We start from the raw sequence: 12,878 nt of genomic DNA on the forward strand, positions 1-12,878 counted from the left end.
GCTTCTCAGCGTCCCAGGGCCGCGAGTTCCCTCGCCGCCTCCGTGAGGTCCTTCGCGGTGTCGATGGCGCGCCAGTAGGCGCCCTGCGGGAGCGGGAAGCCGGCCAGGCGGCGTTCGCGGGCCAGGTGCGGGAACGTGGTGCGCTCGTGGTCGCCGCGCTCGGGGAGCAGGTCGGCGAACTCGGCGGAGAAGACGTAGACGCCCGCGTTGATCTCGTACGTGGTCGGCGGGGACTCGATGAAGTCCGTGACGCGGCCGAAGCCGTCGGTCTTGACGGCGCCCCACGGGATGCGCGGGCGGGCGAGGGCGAGGGTCGCGACGGCGTCGCGCTCGGTGTGGAAGTCCGCCATGTCGCGCAGCGAGAAACGGGTCCAGATGTCGCCGTTCGTCGCGTACCAGGGCTTGTCCGGGTGGGGGAGGTGCGCGGCGGCGTACTTCAGGCCGCCGCCCCGGCCGAGCGGTTCCGTCTCGACGACCGTCGTGATGTTGACCGGGAGGTCGGCAGAGTCCAGCCACTTCTGGAGGACCTCGGCGAGGTGGCCGCAGGAGACGACGACGTCGGTGACGCCCTCCTCGGCGAGCCAGGTCAGCTGGTGACCGATGATCGGGGTCCCGGTGCCGGGGATCTCGACCATCGGCTTGGGCCGGTCGTCGGTGTAGGGACGCAGTCGGGAGCCCTGACCACCGGCCAGGACAACGGCTTGAACGGGGCGTGACGCGGCGTTCGGATGGGTCATGCCCGAACTGTACGTGGCGCCCCGCTCACGGCTTCTGTCGGCAACCGTTCCCTTAAGCAGCTGTTACCTGACAGAACAGGTGGGGCCGGTGGGGGCTCAGAGATGCGTGGCCGCGACCCCCGATGCGAAGGACGTGTCGCAGACCGGGCGCGCGAACGCCTGGGCGCGTGTCGGGCCGTACGCGCGGACCGCGGCGCGGCCGAGGGCGCGGGCGATGGAGACGCAGTGCTTGGCGAGCGACGGGCGGCCGTTCACGGCCTCCTGGAGGTGGGTGAGGGCGACGCCCGGGTTCTTCTCCTGGAGCTCCAGCAGGAGCCGGTCGCGCAGCACGTCCTGCGGGGCACGGGAGACGGCACGCGAGGAGACGTCCGAGGAGGAGGCGGTGAGCACCGAGTCCGAGGAGTTCCCCGACCAGTTGACTCGGGTGACCGCCAGGGTCCCGGAGAGCACCAGGACGACAGGCAGAACGAGGGCGAGGGTGCGACCGATCCGGCGCGCGGGGCCACGGCCACGCCGGGTCCGTTGGTTAGTGGTGGAGTGCTTCACGCGAGTGAGGGTAGCGCGGGGTGATGATTTGGCGACATTTAGTAATCAGTTCGGGGGATAGGGGAACGGCTTTCGCTGGGTGGCGAGTTGACGTACGGCGATCGAAATGACCGGCTTGCCGGGGTATTTGTCGACAACGAAGAGGGCCCCACAGCAGGCTGTGGGGCCCTCTTCGTCAACTTGGGTGAATTCGACCGCGGCGCGGTTTTCATCCCCCCGACTTGCTTTTCGCGGTGATCAGGGTGATCAGGGCGGTCAGTCGGAGAGGCGCTCGCCCGTGGAGGTCGAGAACACGTGGGTCTCGCCCGGCCGCGGTACGACGTGCAGCGTGGCGCCCTTGTCCGGGACCGCGCGGCCGCTGACGCGGACGACCAGGTCCGTGAGCTTGTCGTCGACCTTGGCGCTGCCGTAGACGTAACCGTCGGCACCGAGCTCCTCGACGACGTTCACCGAGACGGCGAGGCCGGCCGGGGCGTCCGCGGAGTCCTTGGACAGCGACTTGGCGGCTTCGCCGTTGTGCTCGACGATGTCGAAGTGCTCCGGGCGGACGCCGACCGTGACGGTGCGGTCGCCCTTGTCCGCGGCGGCCTTCAGGGCCTCGCGGTTCACCGGCACGACGGAGTTGCCGAACTTCACGCCGCCGTCCGTGATCGGGACCTCGACGAGGTTCATGGCGGGGGAGCCGATGAACCCGGCGACGAACAGGTTCGCGGGGCGGTCGTACATGTTGCGCGGCGAGTCGACCTGCTGGAGCAGACCGTCCTTGAGCACGGCCACACGGTCGCCCATGGTCATGGCCTCGACCTGGTCGTGGGTGACGTACACGGTGGTGATGCCGAGGCGGCGCTGCAGCGAGGCGATCTGCGTACGGGTCGAGACGCGGAGCTTGGCGTCGAGGTTCGACAGCGGCTCGTCCATGAGGAAGACCTGGGGCTCACGCACGATGGCGCGGCCCATCGCGACACGCTGGCGCTGACCGCCGGAGAGGGCCTTCGGCTTGCGGGCGAGGTAGTCCGTGAGGTCGAGGATCTTCGCCGCGTCCTCGACCTTCTGGCGGATCTCGGCCTTCGGGACACCGGCGATCTTGAGCGCGAAGCCCATGTTGTCGGCGACCGTCATGTGCGGGTAGAGCGCGTAGTTCTGGAACACCATGGCGATGTCCCGGTCCTTGGGCGGCAGGTGCGTGACGTCGCGGTCACCGATGCGGATGGCGCCGGCGTTCACGTCCTCGAGCCCCGCGAGCATGCGGAGCGAGGTGGACTTGCCGCAGCCGGAGGGACCGACGAGGACGAGGAACTCGCCGTCCTCGATGTCGATCTCCAGAGCATCTACGGCGGGCTTGTCGGAACCCGGGTAGATCCGGGTTGCCTTGTCGAACGAGACAGTGGCCATGGTGAGGGGCCCCCTTCACCGGCAGGAACGTGCCGGACGATCCGTTGTAAAGGTGGTGTCCACCGCGAAGCCTTCGCGGTGGTGTAGTCCACAAGAGTGAACTGGCTCAGGACGGTACCTGGCGTTCACCTGGTCTGTCAGTAGCCAGGGGGCTGTGAACTTCGCGGAAATTTTCGAGAGGGCCCGGCTGGGACCTGGGTACACTGCACGGGCACACGCGTGCAGGCCTCCTTAGCTCAGCTGGTCAGAGCGCCGCTCTTGTAAAGCGAAGGTCGTCGGTTCGAATCCGACAGGGGGCTCCAACAGCGCAAACAACACGGGCATCCCGCGGTGGTGCCCGTGTTTTTCCCTGCCATGCCCCGCTTTACGGCCTTACCCTGTTGGGCACCATCAGGGTGCCGCGCCAGCTGTGTGGAGGTAACGGGGTGAGAGGGCGCAGTCCGGATCGGGTCCGCAACGAGCTCATTGTCTCCATCGTGGACGCGTTGCAGGGGTCGGCCACGGTGAGCCAGGGGAGCAGCCGCGAGGTCTGGCGGGATCTGCTGGCCGGTGAACTGGCCGCGCCCGTGGAACCCTTCGGCGGCGATCGGCTGCGGCCGTGGCTGTTACAGGTGGTGAAGGAGTGCACGGCCGTCGGTGACGGCCTGGCCTGCCTGGTGCGGTCGCTGGAGTACGTGGAACAGCAGTCGGCGACGGTCGCCGAGCTGTGGCCGCTCGTGGACGAGTGGGAGGCCGTCGACTTCTTCAACAACGCCGATCTCGGTCACCTGCGGCCCGTCCTGCTGGCGATGGGCTCCACGGATCTGGCCGTCATGGCGCGCCGCGCGAGCCGCTCCCGGGTCCAGGAGCTGCCCGGGTGGTGCCAGACGGGGTGGCAGGTCTTCCTGCGGCTGGCGGGCGAGAACTCGCCGGCCGGTGAACTCCCGCCCAGCATGGCCTTCCTGGCGCTGTCGGCCGATCGGCTGATGGAGGACGGCCAGTCGGAGGCCGCCGAGGTACTGCGCCGCTTCAACCGCACCCAGACCCTCGCCCTGGGCATGGAGGGCCTGCTGGCGGACTGGCAGCACTCGGACTTTCCGCAGCCCGCGCCCTCCCTCGTCCCCGCGTATCTGATGATCCAGTTCGAGCCGGACCGCATCGAGCCGGACAGGTACTACCTCTCGCACTGGCGCCAGTCCGACTCCGAGGGCTGGCATCCCGTGCGCGGCGAGACCGTCCACCTGGGCCGGGAGGAGCTCCCGGGCGCGGTGGAGCGACTGATAGAGGAGGCCGAGGAGAAGTGGGCCGACCTGCGGCAGCCGGTGATCCTGGAGTTCATCCTGCCCTGGGAGCTGCTCAACGAGCCCGTGGAGTGGTGGTCGAAGGAGTCCGGCTCCGAGGCCCCGACCCCGCTGGTCATGGACTATCCGGTGGTGGTGCGCAGCATCGAGCGCCTGCAGCGGGCCGCCTGGCACCGGCCCTGGCACCACAAGTGGCGGCAGCTGCGGGAGCGCCCGGCGGACAGCCACCCGCACTGGAGCAGCCCGGCGCAGGACGAGGCGTACTTCTTCCATCTGGAGCGTGAGCTGAAGGAGGACCGGCACGCGGTGTGCCTGGTGCTCAGCCAGCCCCCGGGCGACGAGTCGGGCACCGGCCGCCGCGAGGTCCTCGCCGGGCTGCGGGCCGGGGTGCCCGCGATGATCTGGCACCGCAACGACTGCGGGGACCCGAAATTCAAGGACGCCATCGGCGAGATACTCCAGGACCGGGGGCTGGGCAGCCTGGCGGAACGGGTCGGGGAGTGGCGCAAGGACGCGCTGGCCCTAGGCCCCGGGGCGTGGGACCTGCACGTGGGTCGCCATCTGGCCATTCTGCTCGACGATCCCGAGCGCAAGCCGAGTCCGCCCGGACCGGTGTAGGTCATCATGCGCCCATGGCCCGGAAGGGGCCTCCGACCGGCGCGCGGAGGCGGATGCCACACGGTCTTGCACACGTCAGCGCCGACTGTCAGGCTATTGATGAGACAGCGCCACCGGCTGTCCCCAGGGGGCAAGTACCACCCGGCGATTGACTTTCGGACCCTTCTACCGTCTCCTGTGGCCTGCCATGTTGCACCGCAAGCAGACCACTGCCAGGCTTGGCACGTGGATGTCACGCATGCCCGCGGACTGCGGGACTCCTCCTCGGTGCTCCCTCCGTCGTCGGGCATGACCGGACGCTCTGAGGGCGCTTATGCAGTGTGACGACGGTCCACGACCACCATCCGCATCGGCATCGGTATCCGCATCGGTATCCGCATCGGCATCGGCTTCTGACGACGCGTCACTCGACGTGGTGTCGCACGCCCTGCGTGGCCTCGGACGGGCTTCTTCCGCGGACCGCCCGGACGTGCCGCCGGACGTACTGCTCGTGGTCGACGACTACGTGACCATGCGGGTCTGGGACGAGACGGTCACCCGACTGGCCGACGAACTCGCCCGCCAGGAGGCGCTGGGCCCGATCACCCGCTTACGGCTGCTGAGTTCGGACGACACCGAGCCGGGCCGGATCCGGCTGGAGCACCTGCCCCCGCCCGTGGGCGAACACCGGGTGGTGCTGGTACTGACCGACGGGCTGGCCGCGGGCTGGCGTTCGGACGCGGTGCTGCCGCTGCTGCGCGAACTTGGCCGCTCCGAGCCCCTCGCGGTCATGCACCTGCTGCCCCAAAGGCTCTGGTTCCGTACCGGCTTGGACGTCTACCGCATGCGCCTGCGCTCCGGGCACCCCTGGGCGCCCAACGACTCCCTGGGCTGGGAGCTGCGCACCTCACCCCTCGAACCGGTGGACGACGACACGGCGGCACGGGCCGGCGTGGTGCCCGTCCCGGTCCTGGAGCGGACCGGTCACTCCCTCACCGGCTGGGTCGACCTGGTGACGGGCCGGGCCTCGGACGGCGTGGAGATGTCGGGCGTGCGGGCCCGCGACTGGAAGCAGCGGCCGGACGCCGCGCGTGCCGTGCCCTGGGTCGACGACGTGCCCGACCCCGCCAGCGCCGTACCCCCGTGGGAGCGCGTCTCGGAGTTCCGGGCCGCCGCCTCGCCCACCGCGTTCGCGCTGGCCACCCGCCTCGCGGCGGCTCCTCTGACGCTGCCCGTCATGAGCGCCCTGACGGCCTCGGTGCCGGGTGCCGGACCCGCCCACCTCACCGAACTGCTGATGAGTGGTCTGGTGCGGCCCGCGGGCGCGGAGGCCGAACGCGCGGCCGACGTGGTCTTCTCCTTCGGCCCGAACATCCGCCAGGAGTTATTGGCGCTGGCCCGCCGCCGGGACACCGTCCGGGTGCTGCACGACGTACGGGTGCTGATGGCGGTCCCGGAGGGCTCCGACCCGGTCCTGCCCGCCGCGGACGAACTCCTCGAGACGACCGTTGTGCCGCCCGTGACCCCGCGGAACGTGGCGTTCCTGCGCATCGAACTGGCCGCGCTGCGCGCCCTGTCCGGACGCTTCCTGCCCCAGGCCGAGCGTCTCGCGCGGGCAGTGCGCGCGTACGACCTGCAGAACACGGTCAACCTGGGCAAGGACGCACGTACCCACACGCGGCACCAGGACCCCACCACCCGGGCCCAGCGGGATGCCGCACACGCCCCGAGGGGGCCCGAGACAACTTCAGAAGGAGCCACGAACATGGCCACCACGCAGCAGCCCACGGTGGAGAACGCGCGTTCGGCGCAGCCGCGCATCTGGGGGAACATCCCCCCGCGCAACCCGAACTTCACCGGCCGTGTGGACCTTCTGGAGCGACTGAGCGAGCGCCTTCGGGAAGGCACGACCACCGTGCTGCCCGAAGCCATCCACGGCATGGGTGGTGTCGGGAAGACCCAGATGGCGATCGAATACGCGTACAGGCATCAGTCGGAGTACGACATCGTCTGGTGGATCCCCGCCGAGCGCCCCGGCCAGATCGGCCAGGCCCTGGTGGAACTCGCCCAGCGGCTCGGCCTGGGCACCAGCGCCGAGGCGAACATCGCGGGCCCCGCGGTGCGGGAGGCGCTGCGCGAGGGCCGGCCGTACTCCCGCTGGCTGCTGATCTTCGACAACGCCGACAGCCCCGAACGCGTCCGCGACTACTTCCCCACGGGCGGCAGCGGCACCATCCTCGTCACCTCCCGCAACCGGCGCTGGAGCGTCGTGGGTCCCTCCCTGGAGGTCGATGTCTTCACCCGGGAGGAGAGCAAGGAGCTGCTGCGGCGTTCCAGCGCCTACGGGGAGGATCTCGCCGACGCCGAGGCGGACCGGCTCGCCGACGCGCTGGGCGACCTCCCGCTCGCCCTGGAACAGGCCGCCGCGTGGCGGGCGGAGACCGGGATGCCCGTCTCGGAGTACCTGCGTCTGTTCGAGCACAAGCGCAATGAGCTCCTCGAGGTGTCCCCGCCGCCGGACTACCAGCTTCCCGTCGCGGCCGCGTGGAACGTCTCGCTCGACCACCTGGAGACCCGCAGCCCCGCAGCCCTGCGTCTGCTCCAGCTGTGCTCCTACTTCGCGCCCGACCCCATCTCGCGCTCGATCTTCTCCGGTCTCGGCGGTTCCAGGATCGACCCCGAGCTGGACCGGGCCCTCAACGACCCGATGCGGCTGGCCCGTGCCATACGGGAGATCAACCGCTACTCGCTCGCCCGTGTCGACCACCGGACCAATTCGATCGAGATGCACCGCCTCGTCCAGGCCGTGCTGATCCACCGTATGACCCCAGAGGAACAGAAACGCATGCGCAATGGGGCCCACACACTGCTTGCTGCCGCCGACCCGAAGGGGCCCAACCAGGCGGCCAACTGGCCTCGCTACGCCGAGTTGTACGGCCATGTCATCGCGTCGGACGCCGTCGAGTCCGACCAGCCGTGGGTGCGCGAGCTGGTGATGAACGTCGCCAAGTACCTGTGGTACTGGGGTGACCACCGGGTTGCCCTCGAGTTCTCGGAGCAGGCCTGGGGCACCTGGCAGCGGCTGTTCGGGGAGGAGGACCAGCAGGCGCTCCTCATGGGCTGGTGGCTGGGCTTCCTGTATCTGATGGTGGGGCGCCACGAGGACGCCTCCCGGGTCGTGGCCTCGTTCCAGGCGGTCTACGCCCGCACCGCGCCCGCGGACCAGGAGGACACCCGTGAGGACGCGCTGGTCGCGCTGAACCTCGAAGCCGCGGTACGGCGCCATCAGGGGGACTTCCTCGCCGGAGCCGAACTCGACGAGATGGCCTACGAACGGGCTCGGCGTGCCTTCGGCGAGGACGACCCGACCACGCTGGTCACCGCCCACAACCTCGGGGTGAGCCTGCGGGTGGTCGGCGAGTTCCAGCGCGCGCTGGAACTGGACCGGCACACGCACGCGATGAAGACACGGCTGTTCGGCCGCGATCACCAGCAGGCACTGGTGACCGAGGCGAGCGTCGCGGTCGACGTGCGTGAGACGGGTGACTACGTCGGCGCGCGTTCGCTTCAGCAGGCGGTCGTCGACGGGTACCGGGCGACCTTCGGGGCCGGGAACCCCACGACGTTGCGGTCCATGCGCCAACTGAGCGAGGCGTGCCGCAAGGAGGGCGACCACGTCACCGCGCTGGAACTGGCACGTGAGACGTTCGACCAGTTCACCCGGCGCTACGGTGCCACCCATCCGGAGTCCCAGACTGCCGCGCTCGCGTTGTCGGTGGCGCTGCGGCACAACGGCGATCTGGAGGAGGCGCGGGAGCGTGGTGAGAAGGCCTGCGAAGGCTTCCGCACCATCTTCCGGCCTGACCACCCGCACGCCGTGTCGGCCGACGTCGACCTGGCGGTGACGCTGCGGCTGCTGGGCCGGGTGGAGCAGGCCAGGCAACTGGACGAGGCGGCACTGGAGTCGCTGACCGCGCGCCTCGGGGCGAGCCATCCGATCGTGCTGGCCTGTGCCATCAACCTGGCGAGCGACCTGAGTGCGCTGGGCAGGGTGGCGGAAGCACGCGAACTCGGAGAGAAGACGGTGGCGTTGTGCCGGACGCGGATGGGTGAGAACCATCCGACCACGCTGGTGGGCGCGGCGAACCTCTCCTTGGACCTCATCGCCCTTGGCGAGGAGGCGGAGGGCGAGGCGCTGCGCGAGGACACCTTGGCGCGTATGGAGAGGGTTTTGGACGAGCCCCGCCTCAACTCCGCCGAATCCGCTCCCCACCCGGCGACCGCGCAGGCCCGGTCCAGGCAGCGCAGCGACTGCGACATCGACCCGATGCCGATGTGATCCCCGCCGGTCAGACCGGGGGCTCGAGCCAGGTGGCAAGGCGGATCGGGTCCGGTGCGGTGCCCGTGATCCGGAGCAGGGCCTGGTGAACCGCTCGCGCGCGTTCCGGGTGGTGGCACAGCAGGCGGGCCGCCCTCGGTTCGGTGTCCGCCACGGCGAGGGCGCGGCCGAGGCCGGCCCAGGCGCCGGCCGGACCGGGCTCCGCAGCCAGGTGTGCCAGGTACGCGTGCCGGGCGGCCGTCGCGTCGCCCACGGCCAGCAGGGCGTCACCGGTGAGTGCTCCGGTGACCCGGGCCGCGGCCTTCTCGGGTGCGTCGAGTGGGATCCGGTCGTCGTCAACGCCGCTGAGGCGGTGACGGACGAGGATCGCCAGGCTGTCCAGCCAGCGTGCCGAGGGGTCGGGCACGATCTCGGGCTCGGACGCCAGGGAGCGGGGCGGCCTGCTCGCCCCGTCCAGCCACGCGCGTACGGTCGCCTCGACCGCCGGTGTGGGAGGCCGACGGTGGTGGGCCCGCCAACGGGCGAGGTTGTCGTCGGCGCACAGCCGCGCGAGGGCCAGATACTCCTCGGGAACGGGCTCCGCCAGCCACTGCGCGCAGTGGTCGCGCAGCGTGTCCAGCAGAGTCGTGCCGAGGGGCGTCAGACGAGGATGGTGGTGAACCTGTTCCATCGCGGTCGCCACGTGGGTCCGCCACAGTGCGAACTCGAAGTGGGCCATGGCGGACCGCGCGGACGTGGCCCGGCGGTGTTCGCGCCAGAAGCGGGCGATCCCCGCGAACGCGTAGATGCCCTGGAGCAGCCCCTCAAGCGGCCGGGGATCGTTGCGCCAGGGGGCGTACCACAGCTCCTTGATCCCGTCGGAGCCGTGTGTCAGCAGGGGCGTCAGATGGAGCAGTCCGCCCAGTTTGGTGTGCTGGAACTCGTGTACGAGGGTGACGGCCAGCTGTACGGCGTCGTCCGGCTCCGAGGCCTCGACGCCGCCGAAGGCGTCCCCCGCGCTCACACTGCGCGGCCGAAACCTTTCGCCTGCCGGGGTCGGTGTCAGCGAGAACATCCCCCGCCGCATCGCCTCGGCCGTTTCGGGCTGCTCTCGCAGCAGTAACTCCCAAGCCTGCTCCAGCATCCGCCGCCACTGCGCCGCGGCCTCACCGGACAGCGGGCGCGGCTCTGTCGGCTCCGGATAGGTGCGGTACGGGTCCACGTCGTCCAGAGCGATGTCGAGTTGCCGCTCTTTCGGGCCGACCGTGAGTCGGCGTACCGGATGCCACCCGGGTCCCGCCGATCCGGCCGCCGACGGTACGGCGACCTCGACCCCGGCCGTCTCGACCACCGTGCGTCCGCCCTCGGCCCGTACCGTGGCCCTTGCCCAGGGTTCCGCCACCGGCAGTACGGCACAGCCGAGGGTCGGCAGCGATACCCGGCCGTGCCGCACCGGGACCTCGATGGAGAAGTCGAGCTCCGCGCGTAGCGCCGCGGCGGCCGCGAGGGCCTGCATGTGGCCGAGCTCCACCCACAGCGGCGGCTCCTCCTTCGGCGCCCTGCCGCGCAGTCGGCGCAGCGCCGTGGTCAGCCACATGCCCGTCTGCGGATACATGAGCAGGTCGTCGACGACATGCGGGGCGCGGTGCTGCGCTTCGCTGAGAAGGTTCCAAGCGGGGCCGAGGTCGGTGGCGTCGTCGAGCATCCGCAACAGCAGCAGACGGCGGCTCCGCTCGCCGCCGAGCAAAAGGTCGACAGTGGCCGGACCGCCCTCGCCGCGGACCAGTTCGGCCAGCCTGTCGGGTGGAAGGTGATGGCGAGGCAGGGGCGGCTCAGCGCTCATACGCGGCCCCGGCGTCAGTCGAGACGCTCGCCGCGGCCGCCGTCGACGCCGGCGACGCTGGCCAGCTGGTGGTCGATTCCTGGCAGTAGTTCCTGTACCGAAGCGGCGAGAACTCGGCTGTCCATGGAGCGCAGCGTTTCAAGAGACACCCCCGCGAGATCGACCAGGCTGGACTCGACGGCGGCCACAGTCGGCTCCATGACGGCCAAACCCCTTCCCCCCGGCTGCATTTGTGGATGCTGGCGGCTCGCATCCTCCTGATAATGACCCACCGCACGGAGTATGAAACCCCGCGCCCGCGCGGCCCCGCCATATCAGGTCAGCGGCTCTCACCGGCTCGGCGGTGGCGCCGGGACAACTCCACCGCCTCTTCGTCCATGCGGGCCACCCCGGCGGAGTCGCCCTCCACCAACCGTATCGCTTCGAGGAGTTGGTCCAAGGTCCCCGGGTAGCGCAGGCAGGTCCGCAGGATTCCGAACACGTCCGGTCTCAGCGCCGGTGTCCTCGGACTCATGGCCGCGATGGCCGGGTTGATGCTGCCCAGGACCAGGGCCAGGGTGGTGCGGTCGCTCACCGTAGGCAGTGCCGTCAACGCGCCCACCAGGCCGTCGAGTTCGCGCAGCGGCAGGTCTTCGCGCAGGTCGGCCAGGGTGACCGGGCCCGCGGCGGCGGTCGGTGCGGACGGGATGCGGGGCAGCTCGGGCGCCGACGCGGGCAGGCCGGCGCACTCGTGCAGCAGGGCCAGTTCGGACCTGGTCAACAGCTCGTACCAGCGGTCCACGCGGACGGCGGCGAGGCGGCCGAGACCGTCCGTGCGGTGGTGCGCGCTGACCAGGCCGACGATCGCGTCGTCGTGCCAGACAGCCGCGCCCGACATGCCCTCCCAGGGCGACCGGTCCGGCTCGGCGTCCGACTCGGGCGGGGTGACGGCGAGTTCGAGCGTGCCCTCGCGCCGGTTGGACAGCACCGAGGTCATGCCCGTCGCGTGGCAGGAGTCGCGGTACTGGGACGCCGAGCCGTCGTCGAGCCGTCGCATCCGGTCCTCGCGCAGCTTGAACCGGGGGAAGCCCATCGCGCTGCACGGCAGGACGAGGTCCGCGTCGGGCACGGCCCCGTACGAGGGAGGTTCGGTCACGGCCGCGTGGACGCCGCGCGGCGCGGATCCGTCCAGTTCGAGGAGTGCCACGTCGGCCTTCTCCGAGGCCAGTACCACCCGGGCGGCCACGGTCCACTCGTCGGCGCGGTCGGCCTCGAACCGTACGTCGGTGGCTCCCGTTCTCGCGTCACGGACGACGTGTGCGGCGGTGAGCACCCACCAGGGACCCACCCGGTAGCCGGAGCCGCGCCGTCCGGGGCCCCGCCCCGCGAGCGGTCGCACCATCACCTCCGCCACCCGGACCGGATCCAGTCCGCGGCGCGGATCCTGTGCCGCCACGGCTCAGCGCTCTCGTTCGGCCTCGGCCCCGCCCACCCACGGGGCCCGTCCGCCGCCGCTGTGGGTGCGTGGGTCGAGCGTCAGCTTCACCCGGTGCGTGACGCTGTCCGCCACCCGTCCGTCCGCGCCCGCCTCCACCACCCAGAAGCGGATCTTGCCGCCCGCCGTCGCCGACCGCTCCACGACCACGGCCGCCTCCAGCTCCACCGGACCCACCTCGAAGTACAGATCCTCCCCCTCCGCGGCCGTCCGGGCCGCGGTCAGTTCCCTGCGCAACTCCTCGATCAGTTCAGCGAGTTCAATCACACCCGGTCCCTACCCCCACCGGCCGTGCTCCCACCGCCCTTCCGTCACCCGATCCGGGCCGATTCCGCGCTGTGGCCCTGCGTGACGGCTTTGATGCAATAGGGTCACTCAAGTAGCCTGAAATCCCTGGAAACGCCATATTCAGTGATATCTAAGGCATTGATCGCATCACTTCACTGTTACAGGGGCGCCGCCATGGAGAAGTCCGGAGTCGAGTCCGAGCTGATCGACCTCAGCGACGTTCCGCTGGACGCGTGGCCCCAGCTGGACCTGCCGTCCGCGCAGGGCTCCATGCGCCGACTGCTCAGCCGTATCGACGACCCCGCGAGCAGCCTCGGCGGCTACAACCCGCAGCGCGACGCGTAGCGGCGCGAGAGGTGCACCAGACGGCCCGGTCCCACGTTCTGCCCCACGTTCTGCCGTC

Annotated in this window: 10 protein-coding genes and 1 tRNA gene; 4 read left to right on the forward strand and 7 right to left on the reverse strand. The window is 70.5% G+C overall.

All coding sequences use genetic code 11. The features are described from left to right. Nucleotides 1–5 precede the first annotated feature (5 nt). The 3 genes from KVT44_RS15265 to KVT44_RS15275 all read right to left on the reverse strand — a co-directional run bounded on the left by KVT44_RS15265 (nt 6) and on the right by KVT44_RS15275 (nt 2,675). Complete coding sequence (locus KVT44_RS15265) at nt 6–737, reverse strand: nucleotidyltransferase family protein (RefSeq protein ID WP_217567447.1); 732 nt, start codon at nt 735–737, stop codon at nt 6–8. Between the two features lie 96 nt (nt 738–833). Continuing rightward, the gene (locus KVT44_RS15270; RefSeq protein WP_054232443.1) at nt 834–1,283 is read right to left on the reverse strand and encodes a hypothetical protein; all 450 of its coding nucleotides are present in this window, start codon (nt 1,281–1,283) and stop codon (nt 834–836) included. A gap of 255 nt (nt 1,284–1,538) precedes the next feature. After that, nucleotides 1,539–2,675 (reverse strand): ABC transporter ATP-binding protein, encoded by a 1,137-nt coding sequence (locus KVT44_RS15275; protein ID WP_217567448.1) that lies wholly within the window; start codon nt 2,673–2,675, stop codon nt 1,539–1,541. A gap of 225 nt (nt 2,676–2,900) precedes the next feature. On the opposite strand from KVT44_RS15275, the gene KVT44_RS15280 reads away from it, so the two are divergent. From KVT44_RS15280 to fxsT, 3 genes are all read left to right on the forward strand, one after another. Beyond that, nucleotides 2,901–2,977 (forward strand) — tRNA-Thr (locus KVT44_RS15280). Nucleotides 2,978–3,151: 174 nt separating this feature from the next. Further along, nucleotides 3,152–4,573: a hypothetical protein gene (locus tag KVT44_RS15285; protein WP_143687812.1), complete on the forward strand. Its 1,422-nt coding sequence runs from the start codon at nt 3,152–3,154 to the stop codon at nt 4,571–4,573. 415 nt (nt 4,574–4,988) lie between these two features. Then, complete coding sequence (gene fxsT, locus KVT44_RS60010; protein WP_217567449.1) at nt 4,989–8,891, forward strand: FxSxx-COOH system tetratricopeptide repeat protein; 3,903 nt, start codon at nt 4,989–4,991, stop codon at nt 8,889–8,891. Between the two features lie 10 nt (nt 8,892–8,901). Here the strand turns inward: fxsT and KVT44_RS15295 are convergent, their stop codons facing one another. The 4 genes from KVT44_RS15295 to KVT44_RS15310 form a co-directional block, all read right to left on the reverse strand. Beyond that, entirely contained in the window at nt 8,902–10,713 is a 1,812-nt protein-coding gene (locus tag KVT44_RS15295; protein ID WP_217567450.1) for an HEXXH motif domain-containing protein, read from the reverse strand. A 14-nt stretch (nt 10,714–10,727) separates the two neighbouring features. Then, nucleotides 10,728–10,913, reverse strand: a complete 186-nt coding sequence (locus tag KVT44_RS15300) for a hypothetical protein (protein ID WP_143687814.1) — start codon at nt 10,911–10,913, stop codon at nt 10,728–10,730. 119 nt (nt 10,914–11,032) lie between these two features. Continuing rightward, nucleotides 11,033–12,148: a trypsin-like peptidase domain-containing protein gene (locus KVT44_RS15305; protein WP_217567451.1), complete on the reverse strand. Its 1,116-nt coding sequence runs from the start codon at nt 12,146–12,148 to the stop codon at nt 11,033–11,035. A 3-nt stretch (nt 12,149–12,151) separates the two neighbouring features. Continuing rightward, nucleotides 12,152–12,454, reverse strand: coding sequence for a trypco2 family protein (locus KVT44_RS15310; RefSeq protein WP_054232450.1), 303 nt, complete (start codon nt 12,452–12,454; stop codon nt 12,152–12,154). Nucleotides 12,455–12,649: 195 nt separating this feature from the next. On the opposite strand from KVT44_RS15310, the gene KVT44_RS15315 reads away from it, so the two are divergent. Beyond that, on the forward strand, nt 12,650–12,820 hold the full coding sequence (locus tag KVT44_RS15315; protein WP_159055261.1) for a hypothetical protein: 171 nt from the start codon (nt 12,650–12,652) through the stop codon (nt 12,818–12,820). Nucleotides 12,821–12,878: the final 58 nt, after the last annotated feature.

This window comes from Streptomyces sp. GbtcB7 (assembly GCF_019091445.1).
GTDB lineage: Bacteria > Actinomycetota > Actinomycetes > Streptomycetales > Streptomycetaceae > Streptomyces > Streptomyces mirabilis.